We start from the raw sequence: 18,178 nt of genomic DNA on the forward strand, positions 1-18,178 counted from the left end.
CTTCCGTTTTTGGTTAGAATACTGAATTGTAATTTCGGGCATAAAGGCTCTTTATCGCATCTTCGCACTGGTTGAAGTGGTGCGTCAGCACATGGTCGATGTAAGCGGACAGCGTAAGCCGGTCATGCCCGATTACACGGGTGATACGCATGATACGCTCGTGGTACTCCGGGCGCACATACGCCATCTTCCCCTCACGTGCCTTTACTTCCGGGTCGCGGATGAACAGGCGTTCATAGTCCTTCTCACTGCATTTGCCGCTTACCGGGACAGGCGACAGTATTTCCACACTCGCCTGCACTTGGGTAAACATACCTCCGCAGTCTTGCTGTGGTCTTTTTTCATTCGGTGTCATTTCTTTTTCCATTTTCAAATCAGATCTTCACGTTGTTTCTTGTACAGTTCGTTGATTCTCTCCTTGTGCTGTTCCAGATGCTGGCGCAGCACGGTATCCACATATCCGCCTACTGAGATTTCCCCTCCGGCGATGTCGTTCACGATTCTGAGGATCTTGCCGTGGACGTCACGGCTGATATAGACACATTGGCGGGTCTTTATCTCGTTGCGGCGCAGGAATAGCTCGTTGTAGTCCTCGTCCTGCCTTTTCCAGCGTCCACTTTCCCTCTGCGCTTTTTCCCGTGTTACGGGTTGCACAGGAGATGGTTCCGGTGCGGCGGTGTCCTCTTCGGTCGGTGCAGCTGCGGGTACTTCCTGTGCGGGGCGCAGTGTCCCGTCCTGTGTGCGCCGCCCGATGGAGGCTAACAGCAGTTCCTCGTCGATGCCTTCCGTGTTCACTTTCCTGCTGCCCATGCTCACTGCGGTCTGATGATGTCGCTTATCTCTTCGGAAAACTCCCGGATGCCACTCCCTTTCAGCAGTGCCGTGTCCATCGGGAAGATGGTGGAGCGGAAAACGCTCTTGCGCTCTTCCGAAAGGTCACGGCGGAACTTCTTGCTGTCGGGCAAGCGGGTGGAAAGTACCGGAAAGCCCATTTCGGCTATCACTTCCTCGTAGATGCCGTACAAGTCGTTCCTCTCCCTGCCGTCCACCATCGTCCAGAACAGATGCAGCCCCTTTGTTTTCGCCTGTCCGGTAGTCATCAGCCTGTCGCGGAACATCGTGACGAATTTCAGGGTACTCTCCACGACAAAGCGGTCGGCACTCAGCGGAGTGAAAATGTAGTCCATCTGCGAGAGCGTCTTTATCACGCCGTTGCTTCGGAGTGTGCCGGGCATGTCGAAGAACACCACGTCGGGTTTCACGTCCTCAGTGGCAATCATCCTCTCGGCATCGTCGAGGGCGTTCACCGCATTGCTTTTGACGATGGTGTAGGCGTTCTTTTTGATCCGGCGGAAATGGTCGCAAGCGAGAGCCTTGAAGTAGGTGCTGCTGTCGATAAGCCCCATTTCGTGTTCGCGCAGCCCGTGGATGCTGTGCTGCGGGTCGTCGCAGTCCACGACGGCGACATTGTAGCCTTTCACGTTGTGCAGGTAGCTGGCGGCAAGTGCCGTGACAGTGGATTTGCCGATGCCACCTTTCTGTGTTGCGAATGCAACGAAGATTTCCTTACTCATAGTTCCATTTATTTTAATTGTTGATGATTTGTTTTTCTGTTTCCATACGGATTTGGCTGTCGCACCATCCGCTTCCGTGACTACACACGCAGGCGGGTCGTCGCGTATCCGGTTCTGTGGTGAAGCGGTGCGTCGGACAAATGGTGATTGACGACATTGCGTCATGAAGTCATTGAATCCATACGTCACCGAATTGTCGGAGAACCGGGTTTCCGACGGTTCGGGTATCCGTTTCGGCAAGTATCCGAAGAAGCGGATTTCCGGGTATTTGAATGTTCCGTTTATCATATCTTCAAATCGTTCGTTTCTTGAATCATGCTGCAAATAAACAAGTATATTTTGGAACCTGTATCACTTCTCCGGCAAGTGGCGGCACGTTGCGCCGGTTGGCAGTCATTGACCGGGTCAAGCATCTGTCCGATACCGCTTTAAGGGCGTAACTTTGCACCCGGACAGCAGGGTTCGCCGATGACGCGCGGCCCGGAGTCCTGAAAGGTATTTTCCCAATCCGTCCCCTGACGGATTTTTATGTTCACCTGAACATAGCAAGATGTCTTTTCAGCCGCTCAAAATATTTTGAGCAGCCACGAAAAGCACTTGCCCTTGCAGGGGGCGGGCTTTCCCTCCGAAGTCGGGAAGCCTTTCAGAACTGCGGTGCTGTAATCCGAAGCGGCGGCTTATGCCGTCAATCCGCTAAATCCAAAGTAATATGAAAGAGAAAAGGAAAAGCAAATCAGGGAGAAATCCCAAACTTGATCCGGCGGTGTACCGGTACACCGTCCGTTTCAACGAGGAGGAACACAACCGTTTCCTCGCCATGTTCGGAAAATCGGGTGTCTATGCACGGTCTGTTTTCCTCAAAGCGCACTTCTTCGGGCAACCGTTCAAGGTGCTGAAGGTGGACAAGACGTTGGTGGACTATTACACCAAACTGTCGGATTTTCATGCACAATTCCGTGCCGTGGGTACGAATTACAACCAAGTCGTGAAGGAACTGAGGCTGCATTTTTCAGAGAAAAAGGCGATGGCGTTGCTCTACAAATTAGAGCAACACACCGTCGAACTCGTGAAACTGAGCCGCCGGATTGTGGAACTTTCAAGGGAAATGGAGGCAAAATGGTCGCAAAAATCAGTGTAGGAAGTTCGTTGTACGGCGCGATTGCCTACAACGGGGAGAAGATTAACGAGGCGCAGGGGCGGCTTCTCACCACCAACCGCATCTACAATGACGGTTCGGGAACGGTGGACATAGGCAAGGCGATGGAGGGTTTTCTCACCTTCCTGCCACCGCAGATGAAGATCGAGAAGCCGGTGGTGCATATCTCTCTCAACCCGCACCCGGAGGATGTGCTGACCGATATTGAGTTGCAGAATATCGCCCGCGAGTATCTGGAAAAACTCGGTTTCGGAAACCAGCCTTATCTTGTATTCAAGCACGAGGACATCGACCGCCACCACCTGCACATCGTGACGGTCAACGTGGACGAGAACGGGAAAAGGCTCAACCGGGATTTTCTCTACCGCCGCAGCGACCGTATCCGCAGGGAACTGGAACAGAAGTACGGATTGCATCCGGCAGAACGTAAAAATCAGAGATTGGATAATCCGTTGCGCAAGGTGGCCGCATCGGCAGGTGATGTGAAGAAGCAGGTAGGCAACACCGTGAAGGCTCTGAATGGGCAGTACCGTTTCCAGACGATGGGCGAATACCGTGCGCTCCTTTCCTTATATAATATGACGGTGGAGGAAGCGAGGGGCAACGTGCGCGGACGGGAGTATCACGGGCTGGTCTATTCCGTCACGGACGACAAGGGTAACAAGGTGGGCAACCCGTTCAAATCCTCGCTTTTCGGGAAGTCCGCAGGCTATGAAGCCGTACAGAAGAAGTTTGTCCGTTCCAAATCGGAAATCAAGGATAGGAAACTGGCAGACATGACGAAACGCACCGTCCTTTCCGTGCTGCAAGGCACTTATGACAAGGACAAATTTGTATCCCAACTCAAAGAGAAGGGCATCGACACCGTACTGCGCTACACAGAGGAAGGGCGCATCTATGGGGCTACCTTCATCGACCACCGCACGGGATGCGTGCTGAACGGTTCGCGCATGGGTAAGGAGCTTTCGGCGAATGCCTTGCAGGAACACTTCACCCTGCCATACGCCGGACAACCGCCGATACCGCTATCCATCCCTGTGGATGCTGCGGACAAGGCACACGGGCAGACCGCCTACGACAGTGAAGATATATCGGGCGGTATGGGCTTGCTCACTCCCGAAGGTCCGGCGGTAGATGCCGAGGAAGAGGCTTTCATCCGGGCGATGAAGCGCAAAAAGAAGAAAAAACGCAAGGGCTTGGGTATGTAATCAGAGTATCAACAATTAAAAAATCAATGTATGTCACAACAAGAAGACGATTTGAGGGCATTGGCGAAAATCATGGATTTTCTGCGTGCCGTGAGTATCATTTTAGTGGTCATGAACGTGTACTGGTTCTGCTACGAAGCCATCCGGCTGTGGGGCGTGAACATCGGCGTGGTGGACAAAATCCTTCTGAACTTCGACCGCACGGCGGGGCTGTTCCATTCCATTCTCTACACGAAGCTGTTTTCCGTCCTTTTGCTTGCCTTGTCCTGTCTGGGTACGAAGGGTGTCAAGGGTGAGAAAATCACTTGGGGGAGAATCTGGACAGCATTTGCCGTCGGGTTCGTGCTGTTTTTCCTGAACTGGTGGTTGCTGCCCCTGCCGCTGCCGCTTGAAGCGGTGACGGGACTGTATGTCCTTACCATTGGAACGGGCTATGTCTGCCTGTTGATGGGTGGTCTGTGGATGAGCCGCCTGTTGAAACACAATTTGATGGAGGATGTTTTCAACAACGAGAACGAGAGTTTCATGCAGGAAACGAGGCTTATCGAAAGCGAGTATTCGGTCAATCTGCCGACACGTTTCTATTACAGGAAACGCTGGAACAACGGTTGGATCAATGTAGTTAATCCCTTCCGTGCGTCCATCGTGTTGGGTACGCCGGGCAGCGGCAAGTCCTATGCCGTGGTAAACAATTTTATCAAGCAACAGATTGAAAAGGGCTTTAGTCAATACATCTACGATTTCAAGTATCCCGACCTATCTACTATTGCCTACAACCATTTGCTGAACCACCCGGACGGCTACAAGGTAAAGCCGAAGTTCTATGTGATCAACTTCGACGACCCGCGACGCTCTCATCGGTGCAATCCCATTCACCCGGATTTTATGGAAGATATTACGGATGCCTATGAGAGTGCCTACACAATAATGCTCAACCTCAATAAAACGTGGGTGCAAAAGCAGGGCGACTTCTTCGTGGAGTCACCTATCATTCTGTTTGCCAGTATTATCTGGTATCTCAAAATCTATCAGAACGGGAAGTTTTGCACGTTTCCCCATGCTATCGAGTTTCTGAACCGCCGTTACGAGGATATATTTCCGATACTGACCTCTTATCCGGAGCTGGAGAACTACCTTTCGCCGTTCATGGATGCGTGGCTTGGAGGGGCTGCGGAGCAGCTCATGGGTCAGATAGCGTCGGCAAAAATCCCGCTTTCGAGGATGATTTCACCGCAGCTCTACTGGGTGATGTCAGACAGCGAGTTTACGCTGGACATCAACAATCCCGAAGAGCCGAAAATCCTCTGCGTGGGTAACAATCCCGACCGTCAGAATATCTACGGTGCGGCACTCGGTCTGTATAATTCCCGTATCGTGAAGCTCATCAACAAGAAGGGGATGCTGAAGTCATCGGTCATCATCGACGAGTTGCCCACAATATACTTCAAAGGGTTGGACAATCTTATAGCTACCGCCCGAAGCAACAAGGTTGCCGTGTGTCTGGGCTTTCAGGATTTCAGCCAGTTAGTGCGTGACTACGGGGACAAAGAGGCGAAAGTGGTGATGAACACTGTCGGCAATATTTTCTCCGGTCAGGTGGTGGGGGAAACAGCCAAGACGCTCTCCGAGCGGTTCGGTAAGGTGTTGCAGAAACGGCAGTCCATCTCCATCAACCGGCAGGATGTTTCCACCTCCATCAACACGCAGATGGACGCGCTCATTCCACCGAGTAAGATTTCCGGGCTTACGCAGGGAATGTTTGTCGGTTCTGTATCCGACAACTTCAACGAGCGTATCGAGCAGAAGATTTTTCATTGCGAGATTGTGGTGGATGCCGAAAAGGTGAAACGGGAAGAAAGTGCCTACAAGAAAATTCCCGTCATTACAAACTTCACGGACGAGGACGGCAACGACCGCATGAAGGAAACGGTGCAGGCGAACTACCGGCGCATCAAGGAAGAGGTGAAGCAGATTGTGCAGGAGGAACTGGAGCGTATCAAAAACGATCCGGTGCTGTGTAAACTGCTACCAGATAATGAGACTGTCTAACAAGTCCCCAAAATTGAAAATTATCCCTATCGAAGTTTGAAGTGACCCCCAAAAGTTGGATACAATTTTTTTGGGGGGCACTTCAGTTCTGACGGGTAAAATCGTAAAATTCGGACTTGTTAGACAAATACTTACGCGGTTTCAACCTCAGGTACTGAATCTATCGAATTGACAAATTTAACCAATTGCGGATCTGAATCTTTTTGTATGAGGTTTCGGAGACTCTTTTTCAATTCATAAGCATCATCCCCTGCTGTATTTATTAAATCCATATAAAAATCTTTGTTTTGCAGAATCAATGAACGGCATGCCCCATCGGAAATTACAGGTTTCACTATTTTATCAATAACGTCTCCAGCTTGACTTTTCAAATTACCATGCGATCTAAGCCATGTTTCGAAAAATTGAAACTTTATTGCATTGATAGTCTTTTTACCGATGCAGAAATCATTTCTTATATCGGTAACTGTCGATTTAATTTTTCGTTTATCCAATCTTTCAACTATATTCTTGAAACAATTAGGGAAAGGATTCAAACTTTGAGTTCCAGAAGCAATATCCATCAGAATCTTTTTGCCAAATTCAGTCAAGTTATCTGGCAAGGATTTGATTTTAGCCAGTAAATGTTTTATTGCGACAAACCAATAATATGATGTATGTGCTGTTCTTTGGGCGTATAATGTATCAACACTTATTTCAGACAACGCTTCGAACGCTATTTTATTGATATGATCGGTCAGGACATTGCTTATTTTAGTGGTCAAATCGTAAAAAGATGCGTCAGGAATTACATCTTTAATATTGTTCTTAGTGATATACTTATCCAAATCGGTATTCCACTCTGCTAAATGCTCGATAAATACCTCATCCGTTACACCTATTCTGTTCTTAATATCTTCAAATTGGGGCAATATGTCTGAGAGCAATAATTTATAGCCAAGTTTATGATTTACCATGTATTGTAGTGTTTCATTTAATAGCGGTATATTCCATCCCACACTATTTACTAATAAGTCTCCATGATCCACATAATAGTCCATGAGTTCTGCAACATATTTTATATCTCCACCCTCTATTAAGGAAACGGAATGACCATGTGCCAATTGCATGGCGACTAAATCGTAATATCCAGACTCTTTAATGTTTCGGCCATCAGTTTCTAATTCAGAATGCAACTGATTTATGTAGGTTGAATCTAACGTTACAGGTAAAGGTCTTTCTTCGTCAGATGCCAATAAACGATAGGTTGTAAATATAGCCCCTATATTATCTTTATTTACATTCTGTTCATCAATGCAATTCGTGATCGCTTGCAAAAGCGTTGGAAACGTATAGGTAGAATTATCTTTTAACGTTTTTACAATATCTGCATGGTCGAAATTATCGGGTAGTAAGTTTGCCAAATAATTATCGAGCGCCTCCGAATTTGTTGCTACTTGATAATATTTATATGCTTTAGTTGTCGCGTTATCCCGATAGGCAGCATCTGTTGCATTTGCAGCTTGAATATAATCGATAAATGTATTTGGCTTGACTGTTTTTGCTTCAATCAATGACGTAAAATCGCACGCCAACTTATTTTGCGCAATAAACCTGTCTATTGCATCTAACGTTTTGAAATAGTCGCCGCCATTGAAGTCATTGAACCGAACTATCTTCTTATATAATTGAGCAATCACATGGTTTTGGCTTTCCGTGTCTAAATGCAACAGCAGTTCTTGGTATTCGACAGGGAACACCTGCTTCTCTATGGATTCTTTTAATTTCAATTGTGCTATTCTTTGCCATACACGCAGAATAACATCGCTCTTTCGAGTTAATTTATGCAAACAATGTATAATCTTATCGATAAGCGCATTGTCCATACATTGTATAACTTCTTCTAATACAGTGTCAAATTGTTTATTAGTCTCTGCATATTGATTTATGTCGTGGTCTTCTTCTCCGTTGATGCAGCCTTCAATATATTTTTTCAATGGAATTTGTCGAGCATCTTCAACATCGACACCATATACCAAAGCTGCAATTTCGCGTTGTGTTTGCAGATCATTGTTAATTATTGTTTGAATGCCATTCAGATAGTCGCCGGACAATATTTGTTCTACTGGATTTGCCAGAATATCCGTCTTCTTCAAACAGAACAATGCTATGTTTATCATCAAAATTTCGTTACACCACTCTTGTTTAAGAGCGACCATCTCATTGATATATGATATAATTTCCCTAACATTGGCATTAGGATTTACCAATCTGAATATCCGATTTATAGTTTCTTTCGCTTCATTTTCTGTTTCTCCAAATGCTTCAACAAACAGTTTGTTGAATATACTTCGATAGTCGGTAATAACAGGAGGAGCAACACGATAAACAATAGGGAAAGTTTTATTGATAAAATACTTGGTCAGTTGTTTCGTTTGTTCGTCGGTCTCATCTCCGAATGCACAAGCTAAATGTGTTTCATCGAAAGGAATAACAGCCCAAACATTTTCAAAACCGCTATCGGCGAAGAACGTATGGATAGAAGACCATAATTCTTTTACTTTTTCAGCGGGGAGACGATCCATGTTGTCAAAAACAAGGACTAATTTACGTTGTCCTTTTTCCTTGATAAAATCAGAAATGTCTTGCATCCATGTTTTGAACTCGTAAACCGTTGGTTCGTCTTCGCTCAAAGTCTCATAGCAAACGTCCTTTTCGACTTTATCTTGATAAATAGCTAACATATAACTCCATCCATATTTATGATCTTTGCTATATGCCCATTTCCAAACGCACAATGCAATAAGAACTGGCAGTGCAGCTATGATAATAGACAATAAAGAAAACCACCATGTTGTGGGTGTAGGTTTTACTGCATACGCAATAAATGTAAATATCGGAGTTAAAACTGCAACCAAAAATGCCGCAACCATACCATTACTGATAAGGGGATATTTTTCGGTTACGGTCTCCGTTTTACGGGCTAATAAATATTTCAGCTTTTCAGACCATGATACGGTTTTCGTACCTCCACCTTTGACTTTTATTGTTGCATTTCCAGATAGGATACCATCATCAATAAGTTTGCTTGTAAGCAATTCCAATATAGAGCGGCGTTGCAAGTCCTCTTGATGTCCCCATGCGTCATACTCAAAAAAGTAATAGTCGTCTGATAATTCACGTTCCAACATTTTAACCACGTTGGATTTTCCAGATCCCCAAATACCTTCGATGCCGATAATTCGAGGTAAAGTACATTCCTCATCCAATGAATCATTCTGACAAAAATGGCGAGCAATAGTTTTTGCCAACCTTTCTTGCGAACCTCCATCGAATTTGTCAATACCACACGGTTTATTTTGGATAAACCGCGGATATTGCTGTTTGGATTGTAGTTTTGTTTCCATATACGTAATTTATTGATTATACGAACTCCAAATAATTCTCCCGATTTACCACATGAAACTCGGCATAGGGATAGGCTTCTTGGAAGGCTTTCGGTGCGGCCGGCATTTTATTTCCCCACTTGAACTCCAAGGCGGTAAGACTGTCGGCACTCTCCTCAATCAGGTCGATTTCCTGTTTGTCGTAGGTGCGCCAGAAATAGAACTCCCTGTGCAGTCCCTCATTGAAGTTCGCTTTGCGCCGCTCTCCGATGATGTAGTTCTCCCACAGCGCACCGACATCCTGCCGAATGGCCAGCGGTGAGAAAGCCCCGATAATGGCATTGCGAATGCCGTTGTCGTAGAAGTACCACTTGCCAGCTTTTGTAACCTCCTTGCGTAGGTTACGCGAATAAGCCCCCAGACGATAGATAACGAAGACCTTTTCCAATAGGTCGAGGTATTTTTCAACGGTCGTCTTGCTCATGCCGAGTTGTTTACCTAACTCTTCGTAAGAAACTTCGCTGCCCAACTGAAAAGCTATCAATCGCAGTAGATCGCGCATCTTGCTCGAATTTTTTAAGCCGTCAATTGCTAAGATATCTTTAAGCAGGTATGCACCGACAATATCACGTAGGTAGTCTGTTTTACGTTCATAGTTCTCCATCATTACTACTTCGGGATAGGAACCGTAAATCAAGCGCGCTTCGAGGTTCTGGCGGGTTTCAAGTGCCGTTTCCGTCTGTGCGATTTCCCGTTGCGAGAATGGTGTAAGGAGAAATTGCGTACTGCGGCCGACCAACGGTTCCACCAGTCTTATTCAGCAAATCGAATGACGAAGAACCACTTGCCAAGACACTTATTCCCGGTATTTCATCAACTATCAACTTCAGAATACTACCGATTTGTGGTATGTTCTGTGCCTCATCAATAGCCAGCAAATCAATACCATCCAATAAATGCCGATAATTGGCTATTGAGCGATTCTCCAATAGTGCTAATGTGTCGTAGTCTTCGCCGTTGAGCATCATCGTCCTACCTGAATAGTTGTCCACAATTTTACGCATCATTACCGTTTTACCAACACGGCGAGCACCAAAAATCAGTACTGCTTTATTGGGCGCGATTCGTGCTGTAATCTTCTCTTGAAGTATTCTATTTACTGTTTCCATACCTTATAAAATATAATGCAAAGATAATCATATTTTTTTAATTGGCGAATTTTACAAAAAAAACGGGCTATTAAATGGCGATTTTTACAACCACAATCTTATGGAAGTTGTTTCATTGTTTTTAGTAATGATATATGTTCATACTATGATGACTCAATAATTTACCAGACATACGTTTCTGAAATTTGTCCTTATAGGAATGAAAAACTCACATATATTGTGCTAATTAATATATAATTAAATGAAAATAAAAAGACAGGATACGAGTATTCCTGTCTTCTCATATGTAATGGATATTTTTTTATTTTCTCATCCGCTCCAACTCCTCATCACGCAACATTCTCTCGTTCAGTTTTTCCTGCATCCTGTCAATGAAATAGGTGCGGCTTTCGTTCTTCCGGCGTTTGATATCAGTGTAGAAGCGGTAGCAGTCTTTAGAATCAACCCCGAATATCTTATAGAGAAGTGGGGCGAGCTGTTTGAGCGGCATATTGCCGTTGTTGATGCAGCCCATCACGTCTATGCCGTAGATAAGTTCCACGAGGTCGATGGCATTGCCCGTCCATTGAAGAAGGCTGGCGGTGGTTTCTGTTGCGTTGTTGGCGGATATTAGTGGTGGCACTTGGGGCGTGGCAAGGAATTTCTGCATCTTTCTTACGAAAGACAGAGCCTTGCTGACGTAGGCGGCAATCTCTCTTTTTTCTTCTGACAGATTACGTACGGGATGGTGCTGCAACTCGATTTCGATGTAGGCAAGCGCGATGACGGTAAGGTTCATGTCCATGCCGCCGTTGCACAGTTCGATCACTTGGGTGGCGAAAGCCGTGTATGCCGTTTCCATATTGCAGTCGCCGGCTTCGTTTATCAGGCGGAAAAAGTCGGTTTCCGCCAGCAAGAAATAATTCATGGTTCTGTCAATTTTGAAAATTACACTTTGTTTTCTGCGTGCGCACATGAATATAATTGGCAAAAAACGCGGCAGAAAATAAAAAATCCAACACTCAATTTTACAAAGTGCTGGATTTCAGAGGTATAAAATTCAGTATTTTTTCACAAGGACAAATTATCTCCGACTTAAATTGTTTGTAATCGGAACATTTATTCTATTCCTGAAAATAGAAATGTATGCTTGCCGCACATTTTGGCTATCTTGCTTTTTTATCAAGGATATAGATAATGCGACATACACCGTTGGGATAGCTTTTCAAAGAGGAAAGCGTCCAGTGTTGCTCTGGCAGAGCCGACTTAAAAAAATGTCGTCCGCTTCCGGATATGAAAGGAACGGTGTATAGTATGATTTCATCCACAGCGTGCATCCGCAGCAGTCCGTTTATATAGTCTGCCGTGTCCGGTGTGGCTTCCGCGAGGTAACGGATGTTTGTGCAGTCTTTTCTCCATTCGTGCAGCATTGAAATGGAATAGTCCGGTGTCACACGGTAAAAGGCTTTCTTCCTGATTTCATCAAGACCGCAACGGTCAAGGCACAAATCCTGATGTGCTTTATCATATAACTCTGAAGAAAGACATCCGTCCATCGTCAGTACGGCGAGAATCTGAACTTTACCCATAATCGTTTCCTTTCGTTAGGCAAGGGTAAAAAAGTAGCGTGCAATTCACACTACCTTCAAGCGATGGCTCTGGTAAAGCCTTTACGGAGAGTACGTGAATGCACGCTATGCGTAAGCATAGCATAAGCATCACGCAATCGTCTCCGTAGTTCCAATTTACCAGATTTTCGCTTGAAACGCCTTGCGGTCTTATCCTATATGTTGGCGGCGAAAAGCTCCTGCCAATCGCCGTTTTTCTCAAATGTTATGCAAAGATAGCCAAATTCAGTGAATTACGGGCTATGATTGCTTGAATTTATATTTAAGTCCATACTCTTCAAGTTTGCTGTATAGTGTTGTCCTGCCTATGCCGAGCAGTTCTGCGGCGACACTCCGGTTGCCGTTTGCCTGTTTCAACGCACGCAATATCCGCTCCTTATCCTCCGCGTCATTGCGCAAGGCGAAGCTGACAGTAGAGGTCGGTTTCGTCACGGCAAGTTCCAGATGCTCTTTCATGACAACACCTTCCTGCGCCTGCAATACAGCACCCATAACTTTCTGCCGAAGTTCCCGCACGTTGCCCGGCCATGCGTGTGTCAGCAACGCTTTACGTGCTTCGGAACTGAACCCGCTCACGCTACACTCCAGCTCTCTGTTTGCCATATCACGGAAGAACTCTGCCAGCGGCATAATGTCTTCTTGACAGTCACGCAACGGAGGAACGGTTATCCCGAAGTCGTGCAGGCGGTACAGAAGATCCTGCCGAAAACGCTTTTCATTCACCGATACCTCCAAATCTTCATTGGTAGCAGCGATGATGCGGACATTGAAATTCCGGTCTGCCTTGTCTCCGACCGGGCGATACCGCCTCTCCTGTATGGCACGGAGCAACATCTGTTGGGTTTCCAACGCGAGGTTTCCTACCTCGTCCAGAAACAACGTGCCGCCTTCCGCCTCATGGAAATATCCTTTCTTGGCATTGTCCGCACCTGTAAATGCACCTTTGACGTGTCCGAAGAAAGCCGACGGTGCAAGCTCTTTGGAGAGTGAACCGCAGTCCACCGCCACAAATGGCTTGCCTGCACGTTTGCTCTTGTCATGCAACAGGTGGGCAATATGCTCCTTGCCCGTGCCGTTCTCACCAAATATCATCACGCTCATATCGGTGGCGGCTACCAGCCTTATGCGGTGCATGATTTTCTGAAAGGCGGAACCTTCACGGGCGAATATAGGCATACGGCGTTGTCCTGCCTGACGTTCTTTCAGTATGGAACGGATCAGGGGGACAAGTTTATCCTCCACAAGCTGTTTGGGAATATAGTCTATCGAGCCGAGTTTCATGCTTTCCACGGCGGTATTAACTTCGGCGTAGTCGGTCATAATGATGAAGGGCTGCATCTTTCCCTCCTTTCGCATCCAGCACAAAAGGTCTATGCCACTGCCGTCAGGCAGACGCAGGTCGGCAACCACGATATCATTATCTGTTGCCTGTTGCAGATGTTTCTTCGCGGTTGAGAGGTGGTAAGCCTTCATATTGCGGTAGCCCTCCCGTGACAGCATATTGCAGACATATTCGCAATACACGATGTTGTCTTCCACCACAATTATTTTTGTCTTATTCATCTTCGTATTTTCTCCTTTCCTCTTCTGCCAACCGTATTATTTCCACTCCCTTATCCAGCACGGCAGTCACGGCATGGCTTAACGCTTCACCATCCGGGAGAGCATCGCCACGAAGCAATCCGTAAAGTACATTCAGCGGTTGGTCGGCACGGAGCACCTCCCACGAACTGCGCAGGTGGTGGATCAGGGAATCCAGCTTTTGCAGGTCTTTTTCTTTTGCTGCATCCCGTACCGCCTGCATTTCCTTTTCTGTTTCAGTTATCAACTTTTCCAGCATGACGGCTTCATTGCCATAGGACAATAAGGCGGAAAAGTCCGGTTTCCCGTCCGGTGTCGCTTTTATGGCACACCTGTCGGAAACCTCCATCAGTTCCGATATGGAGAACGGTTTGAACAGGCATCCGGCAAAGCCTTTTGCCAATAGTTCCCCTTTGTTACAACTGCCCGAAGCGGTTGCCACAACCACCGGGATTGTTGGTGAATTGCCCACGTTGGACGAACGCAACAGTTCCAGCAATTCGAAACCGTTTATATCGGGCATATTCAAGTCTGTCAGCAACAGGCTGTATTCTTTCTGGCGTATCATTTCCATCAGTGCCGCAGCATCGGTGCAAGTGTCGCAGTGTATTCCTTCTTGGGAATACATCTCTTTCAGCATCAGAAGTAATACCTCATCATTGTCAATGGCGACAACATCATGGAATTTATTGTTATGATAAACAGGTGTATTGCTTGTATATCCAAGCTGTTCTTCAGCTTCCTGCATAGAAATTTCAACTGTGAAACGACTGCCTTTCCCTTTCTTGCTGTCTAAACGGATTGTTCCGCCAAGCATCGACACAATATTACGCATTATGGCAAGCCCAAGCCCGAAACCCTCCTTTGCGGCGGCATTTGATAGACGTTCAAACGCACCGAACGCTTGTTTCTGTTCCTCTTCTGTCATGCCTGTACCTGTATCTTCAACGACCAGTGTCAGAACTCCATTATCATATTCAGTAATCAAAGAAACACCGCCTTCTTCTGTGAACTTGACAGCGTTTGACAGCAGGTTATTCCCGATTTGTATTATTCGCTCTTTGTCGGTCAATACAATGGCATCGTGTCCAGTCTTCACGGACAAGGACAGCCCTTTGTTCACGGCAACAGGCATGAACTCCGTTTCAAGTGTGTGCGTGATTGCTGAAATCCGGCAGGGTGACAGACGGGGCTGTTCCTTGCCGTTGTCCAGGCGGAAGAAGTCAAGCAAAGTGTTAAGCATATCCCGCATACGGTCGGAGGATTGCAGTATGTTTTGGATATACTGCCCGGACTTATCCTCACACTGTTCTTTCCGTATCAGTCCGGCATAGCCTGTTATTGCTGTCAGCGGTGTGCGCAGTTCATGGGTGATAGTATGTACCGCCTTCTTCCTTGACGTTATCAGTGCCTCGTTCCGTTGTACGGATTGTTCCAGTTGCCTTATCAAATCAGTTGTCTTGTGCTTGTATTGTTTAATGCTTTTTGCATCACGATGTATGATGATGTAGGAAATTAACAACAATAGAAGAACGAATCCCATTAAACCGCCTACTTGCATAAATGACTTTTCACGCATGGCAACTATTTCGTTTTCCCGGCTTTGCAGTTCGGTTTGTACCTTTTCTTCTATTTGGCAAATCAATTCTTGCAGTTGTCTGTTAAGTTCTGCATTACGAGCTGCAAGGCTGTCGGCTTGTTCCGACAATTGGCGATCCTGCACTTTCTGTTCGCTGATTACGTTTCTATTGACCGAATGAAGGATAGTGGTTGATACTGCTGGAGTTACTTCCTTTTTTTTGCCGAATATGCCTAAGAAACCTTTTCGTTTTGGCTTTTTGGACTGTTCCTGCACACTTTTCTGTACAATAACCGGAATTTGATTGGCTATCTTCTTGTTAATAGATTGTTGTTCATCCATTAACCGGACTATCTGGAACATCTGTCGTTCCTTATCCTCTAAAAGACTGCGCACACTATCGATGCGCTCTGCTGGATAGGTGGCCTTGAAACGGCAGAGCATACTGTCCATTGCCATACGCCGTGCATGGTAATGCTCGATATCTTTATCGTTCCATTCCAGTATTGTTTCACCCAATAGAGAAAATTTTATCATTTGAATATTGATATTGTTTATTTCTTTTCGGAGCTCGTCTATTTTTTTATTGCCAAGTTCTAATGCTTCTATCTCCTGCCATTCATAGAGGCTATTATATGCCATACATCCGATAAGAATGGAGATAAGTATATATCCCAACCGTATTGCCTTATAGAAATTTCCTGACCGCTCCATTATTTTAATGACATTGATTTTTGGAACATGAATAAAAGTTTATCTTTTTCGTTCATGCGGATATTATCAGAATAACCGTCTTTTGTTATTTGATACCCACATGGCTTAACCATAAAAATGCCTAAGCCCTTAGTGTACGAACTTACTTCTGAGGCATAGTCTTTACTTGTATTTAATGGAACTTTCCCTTTAATATGACACCACTCATTATTACAACTGATGTCTTCAATCTCAGACATCAGTTTTTGCAAATCTGTAATAGCTTTGGAACTCGCTACTTGGGGTATCTGCAACTCAAAACAGAGCATCGGTTCGAGAATGTCCACACCTGACTGTTGCAAAGCCAGCCTGAAGACATAAGGGGTCAGCTGTCTGAAATCAGCAGGTGTACTTACCGGGCTATAATACTCGGCTTGAGTAAAAGTTACTTTCAGATCTGTCACTTCCCATCCATGTAAACCAGATTGGCAAGACATACGAATCCCTTCAAAAACGGCATTTTGAAAAGAATGGTTCAGATAACCATAGGAGATGTCACTTTCGATTTGCAACCCTGCCCCTAACGGTAAGGGTTCAAGAGTCAGCCCTATTGTGGCCCAGTAAGGGTTGGGTGGTACTTCGATCTGAATAATCTTATTGACCTTTTTTATAGGTCGTTCTTTGTAGATAGTCTTGATCTCATCAAAATGGACCTTTACGGAAAATCGTTCTTCCAGCAATGTCTGTATGATTTCCTTTTGGGTCAAACCATATAACGAGATTTCCAATTCATCACTATATGAGTTTATGGAAAAGGACAAAGACGGGTCTTCAATCCACAATGTATTCAGAGCGGATATCACCTTGCTTCTCTCTTCGGGCTTATTTGGCCGGACGGAGGATTTGAGAGCGGGATGCTGATGAGATAATCCTTGAATCAAACAAGGTTTAGCACCTAAATAATCTCCGATTCGAAAATCTTCTATATCTTCTACAATCGCGATATCATTGGCACCCACTTCATCAACATTTATCTCTCTGCCCTGATAAATAGTCTTTAGATTTTTAATCTTGATGAATTTTTCCGAATCGTTGATTCTTACAACGTCTCGAAGTCTCAGACTTCCGTCAATTATTTTAAGAAAACTTCTTTTATGCCCTTTGGGGTCATGCTCTATCTTATAGAGATAAGCTGAAAGTCTGTTTGAGACTGATGCCGGAGGAAGTATAAAAGAAGAAATGGCGTCCAACAACTCATTGATACCGATATTGAACATTGCTGATCCATGTAGCACCGGATAGACTTTGGCTTTTGCCACAAGAGCGATTATCGTATTCCAATAATCAGCCGGTGAAATTTCGCTATCCGCCAAATATCGTTCTAATATATCGTCGTCATGGTTGCATACAAATTCTTTGTATTCTTCCTTTATATATGTTTGGGAGCAAACCGGATAAACCGATCCATCGACAACAGTTTGCATAAACAGGACATCTTGCGACAGATTTGTTTTTATATCCATATACAAACGCTCCAAATTCACACCGGCACGGTCAATCTTATTGATAAATATAATTGTCGGGATTTGCAGCTTTTGTAAAGTACTGAACAGCAACTTTGTCTGCGCTTGTATGCCTTCCTTTGCGGATAAGATGAGGACTGCTCCATCAAGCATTTTGAATGTCCGCTCCACTTCCGCAATAAAATCCATGTGTCCCGGAGTGTCAATGATATTGCATTTCACTCCATTCCAGATAATAGATGTCGTAGAAGCCTGGACAGTAATTCCTCTACGTTTCTCTATATCCATAGAGTCCGTTATGGTGTCACCATTATCCACACGGCCGCACTTTTCCGTTGCTCCACTGGCAAACAGCAGATTCTCGGTTACGGAAGTTTTTCCTGCATCAATGTGAGCAAGAATTCCTAAATTTATAATATTCATTTGGATTAAGCAATAATATACTACAGTAGATGCATTGTCGAAACGCACCTTTTAATACCTCCTCGTAGCATATGAGAACTACAGGATTACTAACTCGTATTAATATGTATATTATTACTGCCGCATAACGATTACAAAATTACACAAAAAAAATATATCTAACAAAAGTGGGAGGATTTTTTAACTTTTTACCATAGAAGTTGTTTAAACTAATTGTATTTAAGACATTTTTTAACAAACATGACTATGAA

The 18,178-nt window shown here is 45.2% G+C and carries 12 protein-coding genes and 1 pseudogene; 3 read left to right on the plus strand and 10 right to left on the minus strand.

Annotated features, from left to right (window positions below; all coding sequences use genetic code 11):
* Positions 1 to 13: 13 nt before the first annotated feature.
* Genes E5358_RS03170 through E5358_RS03180 form a run of 3 tightly spaced genes read right to left on the minus strand, consistent with a single transcriptional unit; the run spans position 14 to position 1,862 of the window.
* Positions 14 to 367, minus strand: a complete 354-nt coding sequence (locus tag E5358_RS03170) for a DUF3408 domain-containing protein (protein ID WP_004291505.1) — start codon at positions 365 to 367, stop codon at positions 14 to 16.
* A gap of 2 nt (positions 368 to 369) precedes the next feature.
* Complete coding sequence (locus E5358_RS03175; RefSeq protein WP_135938843.1) at positions 370 to 810, minus strand: DUF3408 domain-containing protein; 441 nt, start codon at positions 808 to 810, stop codon at positions 370 to 372.
* Between the two features lie 2 nt (positions 811 to 812).
* Positions 813 to 1,862 carry a ParA family protein gene (locus E5358_RS03180; protein ID WP_004291492.1) on the minus strand — a complete coding sequence of 350 codons (1,050 nt, stop codon included), beginning with the start codon at positions 1,860 to 1,862 and terminating at the stop codon, positions 813 to 815.
* A 421-nt stretch (positions 1,863 to 2,283) separates the two neighbouring features.
* On the opposite strand from E5358_RS03180, the gene mobA reads away from it, so the two are divergent.
* Genes mobA through mobC form a run of 3 tightly spaced genes read left to right on the plus strand, consistent with a single transcriptional unit; the run spans position 2,284 to position 5,987 of the window.
* Positions 2,284 to 2,712 (plus strand): conjugal transfer protein MobA, encoded by a 429-nt coding sequence (mobA, locus tag E5358_RS03195; RefSeq protein ID WP_004291488.1) that lies wholly within the window; start codon positions 2,284 to 2,286, stop codon positions 2,710 to 2,712.
* The gene (gene mobB / locus E5358_RS03200; protein WP_004291483.1) at positions 2,691 to 3,938 is read left to right on the plus strand and encodes a conjugal transfer protein MobB; all 1,248 of its coding nucleotides are present in this window, start codon (positions 2,691 to 2,693) and stop codon (positions 3,936 to 3,938) included. The genes mobA and mobB overlap by 22 nt, the downstream gene beginning before the upstream one ends.
* 30 nt (positions 3,939 to 3,968) lie before the next feature.
* Positions 3,969 to 5,987 (plus strand): conjugal transfer protein MobC, encoded by a 2,019-nt coding sequence (mobC, locus tag E5358_RS03205; protein WP_004291482.1) that lies wholly within the window; start codon positions 3,969 to 3,971, stop codon positions 5,985 to 5,987.
* Positions 5,988 to 6,118: 131 nt separating this feature from the next.
* Here the strand turns inward: mobC and E5358_RS03210 are convergent, their stop codons facing one another.
* From E5358_RS03210 to tet(Q), 7 genes and pseudogenes are all read right to left on the minus strand, one after another.
* Positions 6,119 to 9,373, minus strand: a complete 3,255-nt coding sequence (locus E5358_RS03210) for a P-loop NTPase fold protein (RefSeq protein ID WP_004291481.1) — start codon at positions 9,371 to 9,373, stop codon at positions 6,119 to 6,121.
* Positions 9,374 to 9,389: 16 nt separating this feature from the next.
* Positions 9,390 to 10,521: pseudogene (locus E5358_RS03215) on the minus strand (ATP-binding protein).
* Between the two features lie 301 nt (positions 10,522 to 10,822).
* The gene (locus tag E5358_RS03220; protein WP_004304269.1) at positions 10,823 to 11,428 is read right to left on the minus strand and encodes an RteC domain-containing protein; all 606 of its coding nucleotides are present in this window, start codon (positions 11,426 to 11,428) and stop codon (positions 10,823 to 10,825) included.
* A 238-nt stretch (positions 11,429 to 11,666) separates the two neighbouring features.
* Positions 11,667 to 12,089: a dihydrofolate reductase family protein gene (locus E5358_RS03225; protein ID WP_004291474.1), complete on the minus strand. Its 423-nt coding sequence runs from the start codon at positions 12,087 to 12,089 to the stop codon at positions 11,667 to 11,669.
* 279 nt (positions 12,090 to 12,368) lie between these two features.
* The gene (locus tag E5358_RS03230; RefSeq protein ID WP_004291471.1) at positions 12,369 to 13,691 is read right to left on the minus strand and encodes a sigma-54-dependent transcriptional regulator; all 1,323 of its coding nucleotides are present in this window, start codon (positions 13,689 to 13,691) and stop codon (positions 12,369 to 12,371) included.
* The gene (locus E5358_RS03235; protein ID WP_004291467.1) at positions 13,684 to 16,002 is read right to left on the minus strand and encodes a hybrid sensor histidine kinase/response regulator; all 2,319 of its coding nucleotides are present in this window, start codon (positions 16,000 to 16,002) and stop codon (positions 13,684 to 13,686) included. Before E5358_RS03235 ends, E5358_RS03230 begins: the two co-directional genes overlap by 8 nt.
* The gene (tet(Q), locus tag E5358_RS03240; RefSeq protein WP_135938844.1) at positions 16,002 to 17,927 is read right to left on the minus strand and encodes a tetracycline resistance ribosomal protection protein Tet(Q); all 1,926 of its coding nucleotides are present in this window, start codon (positions 17,925 to 17,927) and stop codon (positions 16,002 to 16,004) included. Before tet(Q) ends, E5358_RS03235 begins: the two co-directional genes overlap by 1 nt.
* Between the last annotated feature and the right edge of the window lie 251 nt (positions 17,928 to 18,178).

The sequence above is a fragment of the Palleniella muris genome (assembly GCF_004792655.1).
Lineage (GTDB): Bacteria > Bacteroidota > Bacteroidia > Bacteroidales > Bacteroidaceae > Prevotella > Prevotella muris_A.

What these genes read in the sequence shown, in the direction of transcription:
- E5358_RS03225 (WP_004291474.1), bottom strand. Translation starts at nt 12,089, where the DNA reads ATGGGTAAAGTTCAGATTCTCGCCGTACTGACGATGGACGGATGTCTT.
- E5358_RS03175 (WP_135938843.1), bottom strand. Translation starts at nt 810, where the DNA reads ATGGGCAGCAGGAAAGTGAACACGGAAGGCATCGACGAGGAACTGCTG.
- mobC (WP_004291482.1), top strand. Translation starts at nt 3,969, where the DNA reads ATGTCACAACAAGAAGACGATTTGAGGGCATTGGCGAAAATCATGGAT.
- E5358_RS03230 (WP_004291471.1), bottom strand. Translation starts at nt 13,691, where the DNA reads ATGAATAAGACAAAAATAATTGTGGTGGAAGACAACATCGTGTATTGC.
- mobB (WP_004291483.1), top strand. Translation starts at nt 2,691, where the DNA reads ATGGTCGCAAAAATCAGTGTAGGAAGTTCGTTGTACGGCGCGATTGCC.
- E5358_RS03220 (WP_004304269.1), bottom strand. Translation starts at nt 11,428, where the DNA reads ATGAATTATTTCTTGCTGGCGGAAACCGACTTTTTCCGCCTGATAAAC.
- E5358_RS03210 (WP_004291481.1), bottom strand. Translation starts at nt 9,373, where the DNA reads ATGGAAACAAAACTACAATCCAAACAGCAATATCCGCGGTTTATCCAA.
- E5358_RS03170 (WP_004291505.1), bottom strand. Translation starts at nt 367, where the DNA reads ATGGAAAAAGAAATGACACCGAATGAAAAAAGACCACAGCAAGACTGC.
- E5358_RS03235 (WP_004291467.1), bottom strand. Translation starts at nt 16,002, where the DNA reads ATGGAGCGGTCAGGAAATTTCTATAAGGCAATACGGTTGGGATATATA.
- E5358_RS03180 (WP_004291492.1), bottom strand. Translation starts at nt 1,862, where the DNA reads ATGATAAACGGAACATTCAAATACCCGGAAATCCGCTTCTTCGGATAC.
- mobA (WP_004291488.1), top strand. Translation starts at nt 2,284, where the DNA reads ATGAAAGAGAAAAGGAAAAGCAAATCAGGGAGAAATCCCAAACTTGAT.